The sequence below is a fragment of the Alkalibacterium gilvum genome (assembly GCF_900109085.1).
Taxonomy (GTDB): Bacteria; Bacillota; Bacilli; order Lactobacillales; family Carnobacteriaceae_A; genus Alkalibacterium; species Alkalibacterium gilvum.
In genome coordinates this window covers 79,186-101,454 of the sequence record NZ_FNYW01000003.1, presented here as the reverse complement: position 1 = coordinate 101,454, position 22,269 = coordinate 79,186, and the positions used below count along the sequence as shown (strand labels likewise).

The window sequence follows — 22,269 nt, the reverse complement described above, 5'->3', positions numbered from 1 at the left end:
CGTTCCAACGAATACTTCTTTTATAGCTGCTTTCAGACCAGCGTGAGCATCCGAAATAATCATATCTGGCGTTGTCAAACCACGTTCTCTTAACTCTCGAAAAAAAGACATCCAGGTTACTTTTGATTCGCTATTTGCGACCTTAAAACCAATAATTTCTCGTCTGTTATTCTCATTGACACCTTGAGCGATATAAACGGCTTTACTGACGACTTTATGATCTTCTCTTACTTTAATATACATGGCATCAACGTAAACATACCTGTAGGTATGTTCTGTTAAACTACGTTGTTGGAAAGCATCAATCTCTGGATCTATCTTCTTCATAATGGAAGACACAAATGATTTTGAAACCATTTCACCACAAAGTTGTTCAACTATATTTGTGACTTTTCGTGTTGATACACCGTTAATAACTGCTTCGGTCATGCTTAAGACCAGGGATTGGTCCATGCGTTTATATCGTTCAAACAGGTAAGTAGAAAATTCTCCTGAACGGGTACGGGGAACATTTAGTTTCAACTTTCCAATAGATAGGGTATACCCACGAGAATAATAACCATTACGTGAATCAAGACGCGCTTCGCTTCTTTCGTATTGTTTTGCCTTAATATGTTCGTCTCTTTCAGTCTCCATGTACGCATTCATAACTATTACAGCTAGAGACTTCATCATACTATTCATATCACTTTTTAAAATAGCCTCTGTTAATTCTTCGAAGTTTATATTAAAATTTAGTTGGGTCATATCAAATTTCCTTTCTCAATGTTTGTCTGGTAACTACATTGTACCAAGGTTGATATGACCTTTTCTATTTTACACAATTATACGGACATAACACGTTATCTTTACAAGTTTCACCTAGCGGACCAATAACTGCTTAACCAAACACATTATCTTCATCAGTTACACGCAATCAAACAGTAACTCCTCAAGAAAACCCACACACCAACCCCCCTATAAGGCAGATTTTGTCAGGTCCTGACAAAACCACCATCATGAAGGTCTTGTTTTTATTATTGTTAAAGGTCAAGAAGAAAGACAGATAACTGGTTACGAAAATTTAAAATAAAAATAAAAGACAAACGGTACTCTAAATGAGAAAAATATGATAGAGTTGTAGATGAATGATTAAGAAAGCGCTACAAAACAATTAATTAAGGAGGGATGCATAAATGAAACACCTGGAGTACTTTCATAAGATAGAAGAGCAATTAAAAGAACAGATTAAAGAAGAAGGTAATATAGAAAAAGCGGCACAGTATTGTGCAGAATCGATCCGGGCTGGACGGTTGGTTCACGTTTTTGGAAGTGGGCATTCACAAATGATGGCCATGGAAGTTTTTTATAGAGCCGGTGGCATTGTCCCAATTAATGCATTGTTACTGCCACAATATGCGCTGTTCCCCCATGCAGAATTAAGCACACACCAGGAAAGAGTTGAGAACTTCTCAAATCACTACCTTCATATGGAAGATGTTGATGAAAGAGACACGATGATTGTGGCTTCGGTATCTGGTAGAAATGCAGGCGTTATAGATATGGCATTGGAGGCAAAAAAAGTTGGTATGCGTGTTGTAGCATTGACATCCTTATCATTTTCTAAATCCGTTACTTCTCGTCATTCGTCAGGGAAACTTTTAAAAGATGTCGCGGATGTTGTGATCGATATTAAGTGTGATCCGGGTGATGCGGCCATGTCGCTTGAAGGGGTCAATACGAAATTTGCGGCCACATCTAACGTTTTAGGCGTAACGGTTATGGAAAGCATGATGGCAAGAACCATCGAAATCAATCAAGAACACGATTTTGACACACCTATTTTTTTAAGTTCAAACCTTAATGAAGGCGATGAAACTAATAGCAAACATATCAAAAAGTACAGAGCGATGCTTTCTAATCTATAATAAATAAAAACAAGCCAGACTGGCTGTAAGTTGTACTCTTTGATTAAAAAAGTTACAGTTGATTTTAACAATAGGAAGGTAGATTACTTATGGATAAAAATAATAAAGTACCCTTGTATCTGCAATTAGTGGATGACTTGATAAAAAAAATCGAGAACAACACCTATAAAAAAGATGAAAAACTGCCATCAGAGCGCGAATTATGTGAGATGTATGGGATGAGTCGGATTACTGTCAGAAATGCACTCCAGGAACTTGATAGGGACAATTACATTTACAAACTGCACGGCAAAGGAACATTCGTGTCGTCGAAAACATATAAACAGAATTTAGTTAATCTATATAATTTTACAGACGAAATGAAAAAGATCGGAAAAACGCCGCAGACGAACGTTCTGTCATTCAAAACAATCAAAGCAGATAAACGATATGCAGAACGGTTGCAAATCGAACCTGGGGAAGAAGCTTATGAAATCAAGCGATTAAGATTAGCCGATGATGATCCGTTTATTTATGAAACGTCATACTTACCTAAGTATAAATTTCCAGATTTAACTAAAGAAGACTTGGAAAATAGTCCCATGTATAAAGTTTTTAATGAAAAGTATGATGTCAGTGTTTCTAAAGCCACTGAACAATTTAGGGCAACGGGACTCCGCAAAGAAGAAGCAAACTACCTCAAGCTTGAATCTAACCAGCCGGCCATGATGATCAAACGTTTTGCATATAATGAGGATGAATTAATTGAATATACAGTCAGTATTATAAGCGGGCAGAAATACTACTATACTGTAGAATTATCCTGATTCTATAGCTTTGAACTAACTGGTTATGACGACATTACCAGTATGAAACAAGTAAAATTAAAGTACTCATACTGTTTAGAAGTTTAGATGAAATAAAGAGCCTTCATTAGAAGGAGATGAGATGAAAAACAAACTTGTTATAACCAGTTGACTTTTGAAAGGACACCGTTTACACTATAGATGACTGGTCATAACAAGTGCGTGGGAACTGGACAGTTGAAATAAAGTACTAAAAAGTTTAAAACGACGAATAACAATGATTTTTTAAAAAATAGGAGGAGAAACATGTTTAATTTGACAGAAAAAGAATTAGAGCAAAAGGATGCACTTAATACAACAAAGGAAATAAAGCAGCAGCCTGAACTTTGGAAAGAGACACTTGCTAATTATAAGGCGAAAAAGAATGACATTGATGCTTTCATAGATAATATCAAAAAAAATCATGAAAGACTCAGAGTTATTTTTACAGGAGCAGGAACATCTGCTTACGTGGGAGAAACGGTCACACCTTATTTGAGGGAAAAATATAAGAATACGGCTATCGAAATAGAAAGTATTCCTACAACGACCCTGGTATCGAATCCCTATCAGTATTTTGAGAAAGAAATTCCAACTCTTTTAGTTTCTTTCGCTAGAAGTGGGAACAGCCCTGAAAGTGTTGCTACTGTTGATACAGCTTCTAAAATGATCGATGATTTTTATCAGTTGACTATTACGTGTTCAAAAGACGGAAAACTTGCCCAGAAAGCGCAAGGTGACGCTAAGAATTTAGTTTTATTGATGCCTGAGAGAGCAAATGATCAAGGCTTTGCTATGACAGGGTCATTTACAACCATGACTTTAACCACATTGCTGGTATTAGATACAATAGAAGAAACAGAAAAAGAAAGTATAGTTGGAGAACTCATTAATCTGGGTGAGAGTGTGATCAGTCGCGAAGATACGATCATGGAAATTGCAGAAAAAGGATTCAGCCGTATCGTCTATCTTGGTTCTGGCAGCCTGGAGGGTTTGAGTATAGAAGCTCAGCTTAAAATGCTCGAGCTGACTGCAGGTGAAGTGGTCACTGCATATGAATCACCTTTAGGATTCAGACATGGACCTAAATCAATCGTGAATGAAGACACAGCAATTATTGTCTTTAATTCTACAAATGCATACACAAGACAGTATGACCAAGATTTATTAAAGGAGCTTCACGCAGATAAGATTGCTAAAACGATCTGGTCATTGACAACAGATGCGAAAGATCACTTTGAAGGCGACTCATTCTTATATGAAAAAACATCAGAAGTCGATTTACATGATGCTTATCTCGCATTACCTTATGTTGTCTTTGCCCAAACGCTGGCACTTATGACGTCAGTAAAATTAAACAACAAACCGGATAATCCATCACCAACAGGTACTGTCAACCGAGTCGTTCAAGGCGTAACAATTCATAATTATAAATAACTGGTTAAAGGAATGAAAAAAATGATATTAACGATAACACTGAATCCTTCAGTTGATATCAATTATCAACTGGACACCTTGCACATTGACGATGTGAACCGGGTGTCGACCGTATCAAAAACGGCTGGGGGTAAAGGTTTGAATGTAGCCAGAGTCTTGTCACAGCTGGATGAGTCGGTTACGGCCACAGGTCTTTTAGGTGGAACGATTGGGGAATATATCAAAAATCAACTGAACGATCAGGAAATACCAGAACGATTTATGCCGATTTCCCAAGAATCCAGGAACTGTATCGCTGTCATTCACGATAGCGGCAAGCAGACGGAAATTTTAGAATCCGGTCCGGTTATTTCCAAGGAAGAAGGCGACAACTTTTTAAACCATCTGGAAACACTTTTAGATGAAGTCGCTGTTGTAACGATATCTGGAAGTCTGCCAAAAGGTTTGCCTGATGATTATTACGTCAAAGTCATAAAAAAGTGCAAGGACAGAAACATCAAAGTTATCCTTGATACAAGTGGTAGCGTGTTAAAAAATGTAATGGATTCAAAAGTAAAACCATTTGCCATAAAGCCGAATATAGATGAACTGAAGGGTCTGTTTTCTGACTCCGACTTCACATCAGAGAAGGCAATCAGGGAAGCACTGCAATCTGAAAAATTCAGCGGCATTGAATGCGTGATGGTTTCAGATGGGTCCAAAGGCTCTTACGTTAAGTGGGAAGAAAATAGTTACAAAGTCACTATTCCAAAAGTAGACGCTGTCAATCCGGTAGGTTCAGGAGATGCTACAGTTGCGGGGCTTGCGTCTGCTTTAGAAAACAAGCAATCAGTTGAAGAAGGCATTAAAACAGCGATGACCACAGGGGTTCTCAATGCTTTAAATGAAAAGACGGGATCCATCGATGCGACAGATTTTGATGCCATTTTCGATCAAATAACGGTTGAAGCACTAAATTAAATTTAAGAGGAGATATCAATGATGAAAACAATCAGCAAAAATAAATACGAAGCAATGGAAAGATTATCAACAAAAGAAGGCGTTATTTCAGCCCTAGCGATCGATCAAAGAGGCTCTTTGAAGAAAATGATCGCCGAAGGTTCGAAAGAAAAAATTGGGGACGAAGGAATTATTGAATTCAAAAAACTGATTTCCAAAGTACTGACGCCTTATTCCTCTTCAATTCTTCTAGATCCTGAGTACGGGATTCCTGCTACGAAAGAAAGAGACAGTGAATCAGGATTACTTCTGGCCTATGAAAAAACAGGCTACGATGCAACAGAACCTGGACGTTTACCGGATCTTCTGGAAGAATGGTCAGTGAAAAGACTGAAAGAAGCTGGCGTAGATGCAGTGAAATTCTTGCTTTACTATGATGTGGATGAAGATGAAAAGATCAATGAATTTAAACACGTTTATATGGAACGTGTGGGTTCTGAATGTATCGGCGAAGACATTCCATTCTTTTTAGAAATCGTTACCTATGATTCCAAAATTGACGATGCCAAAGGAAAAGACTATGCTAAAGTGAAGCCACACAAAGTCATCGAAGCAATGAAAGAATTTTCTAAACCCCGTTATAATGTTGATGTTTTGAAAGTGGAAGTACCTGTTCATATGCAGTATGTTGAAGGGTTTGCTGAAGCGGGAGAAGAAGTTTATTCCAAAGAAGAGGCTCAAGGCTACTACAAAGAACAAAGTGAAGCCACGGACTTACCGTTTATCTTCTTAAGTGCAGGTGTTTCTGCACAAATGTTCCAGGAAACATTGAAATTTGCACATGAAGCAAAATCAACATTCAACGGTGTACTTTGTGGACGTGCCACATGGAAAAACAGTGTGCTTCCTTATGCATCAGAAGGAAAACAAGCAGGTGAAGACTGGCTGAGCGATCAGGGCGTACGCAATATCACTGAATTAAATGACGTGGTCGATGTGACGGCCTTGTCATGGAAAGAAAAAATTAAACAAGCTTAAAGCAATTAATCAAAAGCAGTTACCGCATTTTAAATAAAGCGTAACTGCTTTTGAACTATAAAGATAAGATAGCAGATTGGAGGCAGAAGGTTGAAAGATAAACCCAATATCATATTGATGATGGTCGATCAGCTCAGATTTGACAGTATCGCGGCAAATGGTCATCCCATCGTTTCATCGCCCAACCTGGATATGATGGCTGCTCAAGGATATAATTTTAAAAATGCTTTTACAGCAGTACCGAGCTGTATCCCATCAAGAGCAGCTTTAATGACCGGTCTTTCTCAAAAAAACCATGGTAGAGTAGGTTATGAAGATGGTGTAGACTGGGCTTATGACCGCACGTTGGCTGGAACGTTTTCTTCTTTAGGTTATCAGACAGAGTGCATAGGAAAAATGCATGTGTATCCTGAAAGAAATCGACTGGGGTTCGATCATGTAATGCTGCATGACGGTTACTTGCACGAAGCTAGAAAATACAGAAAACCGTACCGCTCTCAGTTTGAAAATGTAGATGACTACTTGATGTGGTTCAAAAGAAAAAAAGGCGTGGACGCCGATCTGATGGATATTGGTCTGCACTGCAATTCCTGGGTCGCTCGTCCTTGGATGTATGAAGAAGAGCTGCATCCGACCAACTGGATCGTTTCAGAGTCGATTGATTTCTTGAAACGCAGAGATCCAACAGTGCCGTTCTTTTTGAATATGTCTTTTGCCCGTCCGCACTCTCCACTTGATCCGCCAGAATACTATTATAATATGTATAAAGACATCAGTGAGGATGCACCCGAAGTTAATACAGGAGACTGGATATTTGAGGAAAAAGAGGCACCGTTATTCTCTACGACTGCGCTGAAAGGAAACTACAGTAAACAGGATATGGACAGAATGAGAAGGGGCTATTATGGTTCCATCACCCATATCGATCATCAAATCGGTCGGTTTCTTATTGCGCTGGAAGAACATGATCTAAATAAAAACACAGTCATCCTGTTTCTTTCGGACCATGGGGATCAGCTGGGCGAACATCACTTGTTCCGCAAATCTTATCCTTATCAAGGGAGTACGCACATTCCTTTTATCCTGTATGATCCTGCTGATTTACTCGAAGGGAAAGTGGGAACCATTGATGAACTTGTTGAGTTAAAGGATGTTTTCCCGACTTTAGTGGACATTGCTGCTGATGAAAAGGTAGACGGAGTTGATGGGATTAGCTTAAAAGAAAACCTTAAGCGACATCATACAGTTACACGAGACTATATCCATGGCGAGCACAGCTTCAAAAAAGATTCCAATCAGTTTATCTTAACAAAAGAATGGAAATATATTTGGTATCCCGTCAGAGGAACCGAGCAATTATTCCATTTGTCTTTAGATCCCAAAGAAGAAATAGATGAGTCGAACAATCCAAAGCATAATGAGATAAAAAGGCAGCTGAAAAATCACTTGATTGATGAGCTGCGAGATCGAGAAGAATCGTTTGTTGTCAACGATGAACTGGTTCAGCTTGAAAGAACGAAATCCACGTTATCGTTTTTGAATAAAGAACAAGAAACATAATATAGGTGGATAGATAGTACTAAAATGACCAAAAAGGCCGAGTCATGCGGCTCAGCCTTTTTGTGTCTTGAAATATTTTATAAAGCATTTACTTACAAGTCTACGACACTTATTGGATCAAATCAGCTTGTTGCTGTTCCCGATATTTGCTTGGAGAAACAGAGGTCATTTTTTTGAATCGCTGGGAGAAAAATGACTGAGAAGAAAAACCAGTAAAACCGGCGATATCAGAGATAGAGTAATTTGTACTTTCAAGAAGTATTTTAGCATTTTTTATACGTGTCTGATTCAGATAGTCTATAGGTGAAAGACCCGTTTCATTTTTAAAGGTGTGAGACAGATAATATTTATTTAAGTGACTAATATTTGCCAGGTCATCCAGTGTTATCCACTCGCTGTAATTGAGGTCTATGTATTTTATGAGTTCATAGACATTACTCTTTATTCTCTGGTTGGAAGATTCCTGAATCTCTACATTGTGAAATTGATTGATTTTCAAGATGATGATTTCTAAAATATTCCGGCTTATGTGAAAGGCTTGATCCTGATTCTTTTTCAATTCTTTTAAAAGGAAATCAACTAGAGAAAAAATTTCCAGAAGAGTGTCTTCGTAAATAATAATGGTTTCCTTGATGTTGTTTTTGTTTTTACCAAAAGTTATCCCGTCAAACCCTAAAGTAATATACTCTAAAGAGTCTTCATTTGAGGATTTTTCTGTATGACTAACATTAGCATCAATAATAACCAGCTGATCTTTTTCGACATGATACTCACTATCGTTTACCACAAAAGCTCCTTCACCTTTAACGATATAGAAAAGCTCAACAAAATCATGGGAGTGGGGTCTGCTGTGCCATCCTTTATCATACGAGGAATGTGTAACGTAGAGTAGACGGACGGGAAGTCGTTTGATCTCATCTTTTATTTTGTGAATTTCATAGGCCATTGCACATACTCCTTTGGTCGTTTATTTTATTTTATCTCTAATTTAAAATGATAGCAAGATATATAATAATCGGAGCAATATTTTTATGGTGAAAGCGTTTGTAAAAAAGTAAACTGAACGTACAAATGAATTAGGAGGAAAATATAATGACTAAAGAAAAATTAATGAAATTTGGGCTGGCATCATTCATGACTCTGTCTCTCGCTGCGTGTGGCACCACAGACGATGCTGAAGATACAGATACAAGTTCAGAAGAAACCACAGAAGAAACAGATACTTCTTCAGATGAAGCAGTGACGTTGAATGTAGCAGCGTTAACATCCGGTTACGGCGAGGAAATGTGGAATGAAATTGAAACCGCTTATGAATCAGCTAATGAAAATGTCGATATCGAGCTGACTCTTGCAGCTAATCTGGAAGAAGTGATCCGTCCGAATATGCAGGCCGGTGATTACCCTGACGTTGTTCTTTTGAGTGTATCTAGAGAAGAAGCACTAACAGAAACATTGATTAAAGAAGATGGTCTGGAGAACTTGACCGATGTATTGGACATGAACGTTTACGGTGAAGATGTCAAAGTGTCTGAAAAACTCCTGCCAGGCTTTACCGATACAATGGTAACAAACCCTTATGGTAATGATGAAACATACCTGATGCCAATGTTCTACAGTCCAACTGGTTTATTCTACAACAGTGGACTATTTGAAGAAAAAGGCTGGGAAGCACCAACAACTTGGGATGAAATGATGGCTCTTGGAGAAACGGCTATGGAAGATGATAAATACCTGTTCACTTACCCAACCAGTGGCTATCTAGATACGCTTGTCGGTTCAATGTTGTATGCATCCGGTGGTTCTGACTTCTTCGAATCAGCAATGAGTTATGAAGAGGGCGCATGGGCATCAGACGAAGCGACAAAAGTATTTGAAACAATTGGAGATTTAAGTCAATACGCACATCCAGATACTACTGCGAATGCAAATCCGAACGACTTCACTCAAAACCAGCAGTTACTTTTAGATAATGAAACGTTATTCATGCCAAATGGTACATGGATCGTTGGAGAAATGGAAGAAGCACCAAGAGCAGATGGATTTGAATGGGATATGATGGCTGTACCAGCCTTTGAAGATGATGCGGACCGTTATGCATTCACATTCTTTGAACAAATCTGGGTGCCTTCTGAAGCGCAGAACATTGACGCAGCTAAAGAATTTGTAACCTATATGTACGCTGATGAAGCTGTGGATATCTTTGCAGAATCTAACGCAATCCAGCCAGTAGAAGGAAGTACAGATCTTCTAACAGGTCAGAACGAGAAATTCTATGCTATCTATGACGAAGGTGTATTGCCTGCCATGGGTGGATTTGCAGCAACTGATCCAGTCCCTGGTGTAAGTATCAGTGATGAATTATACGGAAAAGTGGATAGTGTAATGTCTGGTGATGTATCTGTTGAAGAATGGCAGAACAGCGTAATAGAAGCTAGTGACCAATTACGCCCTGCATTACAATAATCAGGAAACTTGCTTTAAAAACGGTGAGTATTTACTCACCGTTTTTTTAAAAAGGATTTAAGCTTGTTTTACTAGAAATGAAAGGAAGAAAAATATGAATAGAAAGAAAAGAGAACGACTTTTCATTATGGCTTGTCTTTCACCGGCAGTGATTTTATTTCTTATATTTATGGTCTGGCCGACTTTTGAAGTTTTTAGAATGTCTTTATATCGATGGGGAGGATTTTCAAATACTCAAACGTTTGTAGGACTGGAAAACTTTAAAATATTATGGAATGACAGCAATTTCTATCGGTCATTTCAAAATACGATACTACTTATTGTTGTCGTTACAGTAGTGACCTTAGCTGTCGCCATATTTTTCGCAAATATTTTAATAAGAGAAAAGTTAAAAGGAAAGAATTTTTTCAGAGTTATTTTTTATATCCCAAATATCTTGTCAATCGTTGTTATTGCAGGTATTTTTTCAGCCATTTATAGACCCAGTCAGGGACTTTTGAATAATACATTGAGTTTAATAAATCTGGAGAACCTTCACCAATTATGGCTTGGCGATCAGAAAATCGTTATCTACAGTCTTATTGCTGCTTTGATCTGGCAGGCTATCGGTTACTATATGGTTATGTATATGTCGAGTATTGCCAGTATCCCTGAGAGTTTTTATGAGGCAGCGGCTTTAGTCGGTGCAAATAAATGGGTACAGTTCAAAGACATTACCTTGCCTTTGCTGTGGAATAATTTAAGAACGACACTCACATTCTTTATCATCAGTACGATAAACCTCAGTTTTTTGCTTGTACAGACAATGACTGGCGGAGGTCCTGATGGCTCGTCTCAAGTGTTCCTGTTTTATATGTACAATCAGGCCTATACAAATTCAACGTATGGGTATGGTATGGCGATCGGAGTCGTCGTATTCTTGTTCTCATTTATCCTTTCAGCGGTATTGATGAAAGTGACGAAGAGAGATGTATTAGAATTTTAAGAGGGGGTGGCATTCATGAAAAAGAAAAAATTAAGTCCTGAAGCACTTTATAAACTGTTTATTTATGTTGCTATGATTACTTTGGCTATTTCGATCATCGTTCCAGTTGCCTGGGTATTTATGGCATCAGTCAAAGAAAATGCTGAATTTTATGGAAACCCATGGACGTTACCCCAGTCATTGAATTGGAGTAACTTTATCGAGGCGTTCCAAGAAGCCAATATGGGGACCTACATGTGGAATTCTGTTTTGGTGACAGCGCTGGCTCTTGTCATTTTACTAGCTGTCGCTTTACCGGCAGCTTATGTACTGTCGCGCTTCAAATTTAAAGGATCGCGGTTTTTCAAAACGCTTATTCGGTCAGGCTTATTCGTTAATATCAGTTTTATCGTTGTTCCTATTTTTCTCATGCTATTAGAATGGGACGACACATTAAGACTAGCTATGGGTAGTGGGTTCTTTCTTAATAACCGCTTTGTTCTCGCATTGGTTTACGCTGCTACAGCATTACCTTTCACCATATTTTTATTGTCAAGTTATTTTGAAACACTGCCACACGATTTTGAAGAAGCAGCCCATATGGATGGCGCCGGCTACTTTAAAACGATGACAGTCGTTATGATCCCAATGGCTAAACCAAGTATTATAACCGTCATATTATTCAATTTCCTGGCATTCTGGAATGAATATATTCTGGCATTGACTTTGATGCCGGGGGCGAATAAGACATTACCGGTCGGTTTGATCAACTTGATGGCTGCAGAAAGAGCAGCTGCCAATTACGGACGACTTTATGCAGGCATGGTCATTGTTATGTTACCGACGCTCGTGCTTTATATCCTTGTTCAAAAACAATTGACTCAAGGGATGACAGCCGGTGGAGTGAAAGGATAAATGATATATCGGAGGACAGTTAAATGAAGAATAAAGGTCGAGTGACTTTACCAACAGAACAAAATTTTTTAAAGGAAACAAAGGAATTAATTGATAAATGGGGCGCAGATGCCGTTAGAGATAGTGACGGGACTGAACTGGATAAAGGGATTATAGAATTAGATACAAAGGTTTATAAAACCTATTTTGTAGCCCGAGGACATAATGATTTTATCAAAAAGCATTTAGAAGAAATGCAGCAGCTGTATCTGATGTCAAAATTTAATACCGCAACGGATAAGACGCTTGAAGTGGCATTAATGGACGGCTATTATGAAGAACAAATCGAGCCGGATTATCGTCATGATCCCAAAAAGTGGTGGGAAGTGATTGATCGTACAACAGGAGATGTTGTAGCCACAGAAAACTGGTCAGTGAATAAAGAAGATCATACAGTCAACATCAATAATGTTGAGCCTTTCCATGAATACACTGTTTCCTTCCTTGTTTACATGAAATGGGATCCAACGCATATGTACAATCACATTACGAATGACTGGGGAGACGCACCTCATGACATTCCTTTTGATGTCAGACAGCCTAACTCTCAAGCCTATATGAAAGATTATCTAAAAAAATGGGTGAAAGAAAATCCGGAAACTGATGTTGTTCGGTTCACAACTTTCTTCTATCACTTCACACTTGTCTTTAATGACTTGGCTAAAGAGAAATTTGTTGACTGGTTCGGCTATGGGTCTACGGTATCTGTATCAGTACTCGAAGCATTTGAAAAAGAAAAGGGTTATGCTCTAAGACCGGAAGATATTGTGGATCAGGGGTATTACAATACGGCATTCAGAGTGCCAAGCAAGGCCTACCTTGATTACATCGATTTTGTTCAGGCATTTGTTGCAGAACAAGCCAAGGAACTTGTGGATATCGTACACGATGCTGGAAAAGAAGCCATGATGTTTCTTGGAGATAACTGGATCGGAACTGAACCATACGGAAAATATTTCGAAAAAATTGGACTGGATTCAGTGGTTGGAAGTGTCGGAGATGGCGCAACCTTAAGAATGATTGCGGACATTCCGCACATCAAATATTCTGAAGGACGCTTCCTGCCTTACTTCTTCCCGGATACTTTTAACGAAAATAATAATCCAGTTACGGAAGCGAATGAACGATGGTTAAGCTCCAGACGCGCTATGATGCGTAATCCTTTGGACCGTATTGGTTATGGCGGTTACTTGCATCTGGCCTATGAATTTCCGGAGTTTGTCGAGTATATAGGCAAAGTCACTGATGAATTCAGAGATATCATCAGCCATGTAGACGGATCAAAACCTTTGACCAAGTTGAAAGTGGCCTTTGTCAGTTCCTGGGGCAAATTGAGAAGCTGGCAGTATTTCATGGTATCGCATGCTCTCTGGTACAAACAGATCTATACTTACCAGGGGATATTGGAATCATTAAGCGGACTCCCCGTGGATGTGGACTTTATATCTTTTGATGAGATCAAAGAAAATGGTGTGCCGGAAGATGTATCTGTCATCATCAATGCCGGCGACGCAGGTACGGCCTTTTCTGGAGGCGACCACTGGACCGACCCTAAACTTGTTGGAAACATTAGAAAATGGGTACACAATGGCGGTGGCTTCATAGGCGTAGGAGAACCCTCAGCTGTTTCACATCAAGGAAGATACTTCCAGCTAGCTGATGTTCTGGGAGTTGACAAGGAATTAGGTTTTTCACTGTCATCAAATAAATATTTCACTGAGACAACTACGGGTCACTTTTTAAACCGTAACCGAACTGATTTCGATTATGGTGAAAGCATGAAAAATATTTATGCAACATCTAAAGATACAACGATTTTAGATTATTCAGACGGGGAAGTCCATCTATCTTCGTCAACCTATGGCAAAGGACGTTCCGTTTATATGGCGGGATTACCATTCAGCGTAGAAAATACACGTCTGCTCTATAAAGCAATGATGTACGCAGCCAACAAAGAGGACGAATACACAACATGGCACGTCACAAATGCGAACTGTGAGGTTAATGTTTACCCAGAAAAAGGCTGGTATGCGATTATCAATAATTCAATGGAACAGCAAAAAACTGATGTGTATAACGGGGAAGGAAAAGCCCTGAGTTACACTCTTGAACCTAGCGAATTGAGATGGGAGAGAATATAATGAGTGATAAATTAAAATTCATATTGAAACTTATTATCTTTATCGGCTGTCTGGTTCTGGTTGTATATGGTCATCAGGCAACCGGGAAGATATATCTGTTAATACAGCTTGTCGGTTTAGCAGGTCTCATTTCACTTCTATGGAACTACAATAGAAAATATGTATGAGGTTTATAAGGAGTGGCATAAATGAACTACGCAATTGCCTTAGATATAGGCGGGACCAAAATAGCAGCAGGATTGATCAATGAGCTTGGAGAGGTATCAGCTTACGAAAAGTTGCCCAGCAAGACTGGTGATAAAGAGAGCATGTTTAAACAAGTCGTCGCGGCAATTGATGCAATCTTCGCTCAATCAGATGCAGTAAAAGAAAACATCATCGGCATAGGTGTTGGACTGCCGGGAAAAGTGGACAGGGAAAACGGTGTGGCCGTTTTTCAGAACAACTTACCCTGGACAAACTTCCCACTTAAAGAAAGACTGCTGGAAGTATATCCAAAGTTGGCTATCCTTATCGAAAACGATGTGGCGGTGGCAGCCTACGGAGAATATTTCTTGAGTAAAGTTGAAACAGGTCAGCTCTTCACGTATATCACTCTAAGTACAGGGGTTGCTTCTGCCAGCATTTTGAACAATGAGCTGATCAAGGGTAATGGCTTCTCTGGTGAACTGGGTCTGATCCCGGTTCAGGCTGGATTAGAAAACAATGAACTGAGAATCCTGGAAAAGTGTACATCTGGTGTTGCAATCGAAGAATATGGCAAACAGTTTTTCAATGATCAGACAATAACTACAAAAGATGTGTTTGACAAGTTTTATGACGGAGATGAGACAGCAGAGAACATACTTAATGAAGTAGCGCGCTCACTGGCTATCGGCTTTACGTCAGTCATCTCACTGCTTGATCCAAATAAAATTGTCGTTGGCGGGAGTGTTGCCGTACATCACCCTGCCCTGGTTGAATTAGTGAAAAAAAAGTTAGCCAATTATCTGCTTGAAGCTCAGCATGATGCTATTAAACGAATCACTGTATCGACTAGTCCTGATGCCGCGCTTATTGGCTCAGTCTCACGTTTGTTCGAATAAAGTTTGTCGTTGAGTAGTTATTTGAAGGTTATGAATGAAATAAGTTTATAAGTAAGTGTGTGACGATCTAGAGTTCACTTCAATGGGTTCTAGATTGCAACGCTTATTTATTGTATTACTTTATGATGATAAAACATCCTCAATGTTTAGTTTTGATAAAATAATGACACTACTCGCCTTGGGATTATAAAAATCCTTGGAATATAAATAGACATCCGTAGATTAACTAATTTATACACTTATTGTGGGGTAAACCTATGAGAAAACATCAAAAAAAGTTAAAATTCTTTAGCATATTAATGATTATTACAGGGATATTTCTATTATTAAAAAAGCCTTTACAAGATCAGAGTATAGCGTATATAAGCCAAAAGTACTCTGAAGAAGTCGTTACAGCTGAGGTGGTTGAAAATAATAATGAAAAGGAAGTCTCATTTGATTTTGATATTATAGAGGACTTGGATGGAGAAGCTGTAATTAAGGCTATGAGAGAACATAAGGATCTACCTGTCATAGGCTCATTGAGTATTCCAAGTGTTGACTTGTCTCTGCCTATCATAAAAGGGGTTTCCAATGCTGGCTTAGCAGTTGGAGCAGTGACACTATCAGAAGATCAGAAAATGGGGCAAGGTAACTATGCACTTGCCGGTCATTATATGACTAATCCGAAATTGCTTTTCAGACCAATCTATCGTATGAAAAAAGGACATCTGATGTATCTCAATGATGGAGATCGTGTTTATGTTTATCAGATGACAGAAAGCAAAACAGTTGAGGCAACAGATTTAAGTGTGTTGGAAGACTCGCTGGATAAATCGGTTATTACGCTTATCACTTGTAATAATGAAGGTGAAACAAGGTACATTGTTAAAGGCGAATTAGTCGAATCCAAAAACATATAATGGTATAAATTATTTTTTAAACAAAATGACAGCGTTACACAAAAAGTGATTTCGCGCAAAGGAGGTGAGAAATAGCGTAGATTTACTGCCAATTTAAAAATAACAATAAAATCTGATTGATTCATAGGAGGATAAAATGGTAGGTAAAAATAATGAGGTAGAAAAGCAAAAGTACTATGGTATCAAATCATATCGTTATGTTCTTAGAAAAACACAAATGGGTTTGATTTCTGTTATCGGTGCTGGGTTTATCGTCTTTCCTGGGCAAGGGCAAGTGGCATCAGCAAATGATATCGATGACAGCCAGTCCGAAACAGTCGTTTCTGAAATGGAACAAGAAAATACTGAATTGCCTAAAGATGCTATAGAACTCGATATTGACGAAGCAGGATCTTTACATAGTGAAGATTCAGCAGTAGAAGAAGCGTCTGTAAATAAAGATTCAGCTGAAACAGAAAAAGAAGTATTGGATGAAAAAGAAGACGCAGTTGAAGATTCTGTAAAAGAAGAAAGTCCAGAGTCGGTTGAAGTCGAAACGGTAAAAGAAGATGAAACTGCTTTAGAAGAGGAAAAACTAACTACTGAAGCATCTGAAGTTGAAGAATTGGTTGATAGTCAAGACGAAGATATGGCTGAAGTACCTGTTGAAGAAACGGCAGATGATAATGAAGTAGTTGAAGATTCAACACTAGTAGATGGGGTAGAAAGAGAAGAGACAGATCTCAGTGATACAACAGCTGAAGAGTCATTGGAAACAATAGAAGAAATGGAAGCGTCTGCATCACCTCGTTCGACATTCGCGCTGTTCCCTGAAGAAGAAACTGCTGGAACTGCATCGGCAGATACAGCAGTTTTAGCCGTAGCCGCTGAAAATACCGAAGAAGTCATTGACTGGACATCTACATCAGATCCAGAAGTTGTTGTTGAAGAGGTTATTGAAGATGGTGTCCGTTACAACGAATTGAAATCTGAAGAGGAGCATGCAAACAATACCAATCCTGCTACATTTGAGAAAGACGGTTTGAATGTTGATGAAAATGGGAACGCTACAATAAACATAGACTTTGTCGAAAAGTCAACACCTGACGAAGGCCGTTTCGGTGTTTTCCTGAACTACGGTAGTCCTGATGAGCATATTTTAGTTGGTTACGATAAAGGTGGCTGGTTCTGGGAGTATAAATCATCAGCCGAGAGCACCTGGTATAGAGGGACACGCGTACCTGCTCCACAAGTTGATTCAAAAAATCATCTGGAAGTCAGTCTGAAGTCAGATGGTCAACTGAACGCTAAAAATAATGACGTTGATCTATTTTCAACTGTGAATATACCAACAAACGTCATGGAAGCTCTAAGCCAGTATAATAAAGTGACATTGAAAGCAGGTTCTTTCAATACAGAACGAACATCTGTTTTAGTTGAAACAGATAACCAGGAAAATCTGCCGGAAGTGGATGATCAGCCAATCGAAAAAGGCGATCCGATCGAAGATCAAAATGCCGTATACGATACCATTCAGTCAGATCAGCTTCAGGCACAAATAGATACACTTTTCCCACGTATTAAAGAATACCAATTCAACGGGGATACATTACCAGGTCAAGAAAATTCAATTGATACGGTAAAGGTGAATGGTCTTGATGTTAAACCAACTGTCGAATATGAAAAGGTAGATGAAACGACTGCTGTATATACAATGGCATTAAGAGATGCTGACAACTTTGTCAATGCAGATATAAAAGTACAGCTGAAGATATTTGAAAATGAATTACACTTTGATGTCATCGACATTCTTAATCACAATGATATCACGCCTGGAGAGGAAATCGATGATGTAAGAAAATTGATTCAGACAATCGAATTCCCTGGGAACTATCTTGTTGCGGTATCAAGTGAATATGAAGATGCCAAGTTTGATGGAGCTCGCATGTCGACCAACACTCATCGCAACGGTGATGTTCATGTTGATGTAGAAAATCCGATGTCTGATTTAGGCAGCGAAGGTTATATGTATGGATTTGTATCAAGTGATAAAATTTCTGCTGGTGTATGGAGTAACTCTCAATTCAGTTACGGCGGAGGATCTAATGACTATACCAGGTTGACTGCTTCCAAGGAAACAATAGGAGACAATAATTATATCGGCTTAGCCAGTTCACCTTTCATATATCAACGTGCCTATCAAGGTTCTGATGTCAATAAAGTGTATGATGCACGAACCTTTATCAATCCAAGCGCAAAAGTAGTCTTTACAAACGACGCGAATGATGATGGTATTGTAGACTGGCAAGATGGCGCGATTGCTTACCGGGATATTATGAATAACCCTGAAGGACATGAAGATGTACCTGAATTAGTGGGCTACCGAGTCGTTATGAACTTTGGCTCACAAGCACAGAATCCTTTCTTGATGACTGCGGACAATTTGAAAAAGATAGCCTTGCATACAGATGGACTAGGACAATCTTTATTACTAAAAGGATACGGAAATGAAGGACATGATTCCGGACACTTAGACTATGCAGACATTGGTGAACGCATAGGTGGAACTGAAGACTTCAAGAAATTGATCGAGATCGCCAGTAAATACGGCACACGTTTAGGTATTCACGTTAATGCTTCGGAAACTTATCCGGAATCACAGTATTTCCAGCCTGATCGTTTAAGAAAAGATGCTAACGGCAACTACTCATATGGGTGGAATTGGTTAGACCAGGGTATAAATATCGATGCAGCCTACGATTTGGCACATGGACGCTATGAACGTTTTGAAGATTTGTATGAAGAATTAGGAGAAGGTTTAGATTTCGTTTATGTTGATGTGTGGGGTAATGGTCAGTCTGGGGATAATAACGCCTGGGCAACACATATATTATCTAATGAACTGAAAGATTTAGGTTGGCGACCAACGTTTGAATGGGGATATGCAGGAGAATATGACTCAACCTTCCAGCACTGGGCGGCTGATTTAACATATGGGGGCTATACACTTAAAGGAATCAATAGTGATATGACCCGATTCATACGTAATCACCAAAAAGATTCATGGGGCGGTCATTATCCATCATATGGTGGCGCTGCAGTGACACCACTACTTGGCGGCTATGACATGAAAGACTTTGAAGGATGGCAAGGAAGAAGTGATTACCAGGAATATATTCAGACCTTGTTCAAATCAAACATTCCTACTAAATTTATTCAGCACTTTGAAGTGACTAACTGGGAAGATGGCGAAGCTGTTCAAATGACAGATAATGGTGAAACTTACTCCTGGACACCGGAAATGCGCATAAAATTAAAGAACAGCACAGGCAGTAATTTGGTCATTGAACGCAAATCGAATGATGTGTCCTCAGCAGGTTACAACGAAAGACTGATGATGCTTGACGACCGTGTCGTTTATGATAATGATGCCTATCTCTTGCCATGGAACTGGGATGCTGATGGCAATGATCTGGAAGAAGACAAACTTTATCATTACAATGAAAATGCAGGAACAACAAGCTGGGAACTTCCTGAAGGCTGGAAGTTGGGGGATGTCTATCTATACAAACTAACTGATTTAGGAAAGATGGAAGAAGAAAAGTTAGAAGTCGTCGATGGTCGAATCACTTTGACTGCTGAAGCTAACACACCATACGTTTTATATCAGACAAAACAAACAAATCCGGAAGTATCATGGAGTGAAGGTATGCATGTTTATGATACAGGATTTAACAGTGGCACACTTGATCACTGGGATATCGATGGAGAAAAAGCAAGTGCCGATATTGAACGATCTCAAGGTGACAATCCAATGTTGCAAATCAAAGACAACACAGATACTGTGACATTGACTCAGCGTTTAGAGAACTTAAAGGCAAACACTCAATATGCCGTTTATGTTGGTGTAGATAATCGTAGTGAAACTAAAGCAAGTATCTCAGTTGATACTGGTTATAAAACGATTTCGAATTATACAAATCAGTCAATTGCTTTGAACTATATTAAAGCGAATGCACACAATACACTCCCTAAGAACGCAACAGTCGATGATAAGAGTTATTTCCAGAATATGTATGTCTTCTTTACTACGGGGGATGAAGTAGATGATGTTACGTTGTCACTCTCTCGCGAGGCAGGGGAACAATCAACCTATTTTGATGACATCAGAGTATTTGAGAATGGTTCTGAAATGTATGATGGTGCACATGACTTAAATAGTGGCGCCTTATATCAGGACTTTGAAGATGTACCTCAAGGGCTGTTCCCATTTGTTATCGGAGGTATTGAAGGCGTACAGGATAATCGTAGTCATTTAGCAGAGAAAAATGATCCTTATACGCAAAGAGACTGGAATGGAAAAGTTGTTTCAGACGTTATTGACGGGAATTATTCTGTTAAAACGAACGGCTTGACTGGCAGAAATCGTTTAGTTTATCAGACGATTCCACAAACCTATCGCTTTAACCCAGGTCAAAACTATCGTGTCAGCTTTGATTATGAAGCCGGATCAGATGATACTTACGCCTTTGTGATCGGCAGTGGTGAATATGGTTCGCCAGACACATTGACAAAGTATATGATGCCAGCAACATGGATCGATAGTGAGACACCAGGCAAAGCTTCATTCTTGGTCGAAGGTGACCAATCAGGAAAAACTTGGATCGGGATTTTCTCAACAACGAATGCAGCAGACACACAAGGAGATTCAGGTAAAGAGGCAACATTCAGATCATACAATGACTTTATGTTGGACAATTTGCTGATTCAGCCTGTTGAAATAAACTCAGAATTACTGATAAATGACTATAAGGATACAGTCGCACCATTAACCAATACTGATCGTTACACTGAATCTTCGATCAACGCGTACAAAGAAGCATTACTTTCTGTATTTGCAGTACAACCAGAAGATTTAACGATCGATGAGGCAAGGGCGCTCATTGAAAGCGTGAATGATGCAAGGAACAGTCTTGAAATGATAAGTGTAGCTATTGGTTCAGAGCACATCGAATCACTGGAGGCACCCGCACAACCCGGTGAAGGCTTGGAAAAAGCATTTGATAGAAGTGAATCATCTATATGGCATACACCTAGGTCTGGCGGTCATGTAGGCGAACCAGCGACCATTACATTAAATGGTCCAAGTGAAATCGCAGGCTTTACTTACTTGCCACGCCAGTCACAGTCTAACGGTATTTTCAAATCAGGCACACTTGAAATCGAAGATGCAGATGGAAAAGTTCATTCATTTGAATTCTCAGACTGGACGAATGATAATTTGCCGAAAGAAATAGACTTTGGTGAAGTTATCAATGCGAAAAAAATAACGCTGACACCAACAGCAACTTATGGTAATACAGCTGATACTTTTGCTTCAGCGGCTGAACTGATTTTCTCCTTAGCAAATGTTGAAGACCCAGCACCGTCAATTAATTATGAAGATATTAAAGAAGCATTAGCATCTGTAGCTGATATTGAAGATCTGGAAGCAAAAAATGCCTTCTTGGCAAAAATGACAGAACTCATTCCAGAACTTGAAAAATATGATTTACTGACAGGTGAACGTGCAGACGAAATATTAGCACAAGCTAGTGATATGCTGGAGCCGGTAAACGAGGAACCAACAGATCCAGAAGAACCAACAGATCCAGAGGAACCAACAGATCCAGAGGAACCAACAGATCCAGAAAAACCAACAGATCCAGAGGAACCAACAGATTCAGAGGAACCAACAGATCCAGAAAAACCAACAGATCCAGAGGAACCAACAGATTCAGAGGAACCAACAGATCCAGAGGAACCAACAGACCCAGAAGAACCAACGGATCCAGAGGAACAGGAACCAACAGATCCAGAGGATGATAAAGATACAGTAGTTCCCGGCGATTCTCAAGAACCATCAGATAAAGATGATTCACCAAAAGATAATGATGGTAATGAGACTGAACAAGATAAATTACCGCAGACAGGTGAAGCAAGTTCAAAAACTGTCTGGGGAGGGATGCTGGCCTTATTCGCTGGCGTAGGAACCCTGTTTGGAATCAGTCGTAAAAAGAAAGGAGAGAGAGAGTAA

General features: G+C 39.2%; 16 protein-coding genes. 14 read left to right on the top strand and 2 right to left on the bottom strand.

The genetic code is table 11. The features are described 5' to 3' along the window. Positions 1–747: IS256 family transposase (locus BMX83_RS02290; protein WP_143059470.1), on the bottom strand; the 747-nt coding region annotated here is incomplete at its 3' end. A 428-nt stretch (positions 748–1,175) separates the two neighbouring features. Here BMX83_RS02290 and BMX83_RS02285 point away from each other — a divergent pair. The 6 genes from BMX83_RS02285 (at position 1,176) to BMX83_RS02260 (ending at position 7,705) form a co-directional block, all read left to right on the top strand. Further along, positions 1,176–1,907: a sugar isomerase domain-containing protein gene (locus BMX83_RS02285; RefSeq protein ID WP_091632766.1), complete on the top strand. Its 732-nt coding sequence runs from the start codon at positions 1,176–1,178 to the stop codon at positions 1,905–1,907. Between the two features lie 89 nt (positions 1,908–1,996). After that, positions 1,997–2,713, top strand: coding sequence for a GntR family transcriptional regulator (locus BMX83_RS02280; protein WP_091632763.1), 717 nt, complete (start codon positions 1,997–1,999; stop codon positions 2,711–2,713). Between the two features lie 285 nt (positions 2,714–2,998). After that, positions 2,999–4,168, top strand: a complete 1,170-nt coding sequence (locus BMX83_RS02275) for an SIS domain-containing protein (RefSeq protein WP_091632760.1) — start codon at positions 2,999–3,001, stop codon at positions 4,166–4,168. Positions 4,169–4,189: 21 nt separating this feature from the next. Then, positions 4,190–5,128 carry a hexose kinase gene (locus tag BMX83_RS02270; RefSeq protein ID WP_091632758.1) on the top strand — a complete coding sequence of 313 codons (939 nt, stop codon included), beginning with the start codon at positions 4,190–4,192 and terminating at the stop codon, positions 5,126–5,128. Positions 5,129–5,149: 21 nt separating this feature from the next. Beyond that, complete coding sequence (gene lacD / locus BMX83_RS02265; RefSeq protein WP_091632755.1) at positions 5,150–6,145, top strand: tagatose-bisphosphate aldolase; 996 nt, start codon at positions 5,150–5,152, stop codon at positions 6,143–6,145. Between the two features lie 90 nt (positions 6,146–6,235). After that, complete coding sequence (locus tag BMX83_RS02260; protein WP_218141908.1) at positions 6,236–7,705, top strand: arylsulfatase; 1,470 nt, start codon at positions 6,236–6,238, stop codon at positions 7,703–7,705. 109 nt (positions 7,706–7,814) lie between these two features. Here BMX83_RS02260 and BMX83_RS02255 read toward each other — a convergent pair whose 3' ends face one another. Then, positions 7,815–8,651: an AraC family transcriptional regulator gene (locus BMX83_RS02255; protein ID WP_091632752.1), complete on the bottom strand. Its 837-nt coding sequence runs from the start codon at positions 8,649–8,651 to the stop codon at positions 7,815–7,817. Positions 8,652–8,797: 146 nt separating this feature from the next. Between BMX83_RS02255 and BMX83_RS02250 the strand changes: the two genes are divergently transcribed. The 8 genes from BMX83_RS02250 to BMX83_RS02220 all read left to right on the top strand — a co-directional run bounded on the left by BMX83_RS02250 (position 8,798) and on the right by BMX83_RS02220 (position 22,269). Further along, positions 8,798–10,168, top strand: coding sequence for a carbohydrate ABC transporter substrate-binding protein (locus BMX83_RS02250; protein ID WP_091632749.1), 1,371 nt, complete (start codon positions 8,798–8,800; stop codon positions 10,166–10,168). Positions 10,169–10,262: 94 nt separating this feature from the next. Beyond that, the gene (locus tag BMX83_RS02245; protein WP_091632746.1) at positions 10,263–11,153 is read left to right on the top strand and encodes a carbohydrate ABC transporter permease; all 891 of its coding nucleotides are present in this window, start codon (positions 10,263–10,265) and stop codon (positions 11,151–11,153) included. Between the two features lie 15 nt (positions 11,154–11,168). Continuing rightward, positions 11,169–12,047 carry a carbohydrate ABC transporter permease gene (locus BMX83_RS02240; protein WP_091632744.1) on the top strand — a complete coding sequence of 293 codons (879 nt, stop codon included), beginning with the start codon at positions 11,169–11,171 and terminating at the stop codon, positions 12,045–12,047. A gap of 23 nt (positions 12,048–12,070) precedes the next feature. Beyond that, a complete protein-coding gene (gene gnpA, locus BMX83_RS02235) occupies positions 12,071–14,227 on the top strand; it encodes a 1,3-beta-galactosyl-N-acetylhexosamine phosphorylase (RefSeq protein WP_091632741.1) in 2,157 nt (718 codons plus the stop codon). Then, positions 14,212–14,394, top strand: a complete 183-nt coding sequence (locus BMX83_RS11170) for a DUF6903 family protein (RefSeq protein WP_425425826.1) — start codon at positions 14,212–14,214, stop codon at positions 14,392–14,394. Before gnpA ends, BMX83_RS11170 begins: the two co-directional genes overlap by 16 nt. A 21-nt stretch (positions 14,395–14,415) precedes the next feature. After that, positions 14,416–15,312, top strand: coding sequence for an ROK family protein (locus BMX83_RS02230; RefSeq protein WP_091632738.1), 897 nt, complete (start codon positions 14,416–14,418; stop codon positions 15,310–15,312). Between the two features lie 257 nt (positions 15,313–15,569). Beyond that, the gene (locus tag BMX83_RS02225; RefSeq protein WP_091632736.1) at positions 15,570–16,214 is read left to right on the top strand and encodes a class A sortase; all 645 of its coding nucleotides are present in this window, start codon (positions 15,570–15,572) and stop codon (positions 16,212–16,214) included. Between the two features lie 136 nt (positions 16,215–16,350). Next, positions 16,351–22,269, top strand: coding sequence for an endo-alpha-N-acetylgalactosaminidase family protein (locus BMX83_RS02220; RefSeq protein WP_091632733.1), 5,919 nt, complete (start codon positions 16,351–16,353; stop codon positions 22,267–22,269).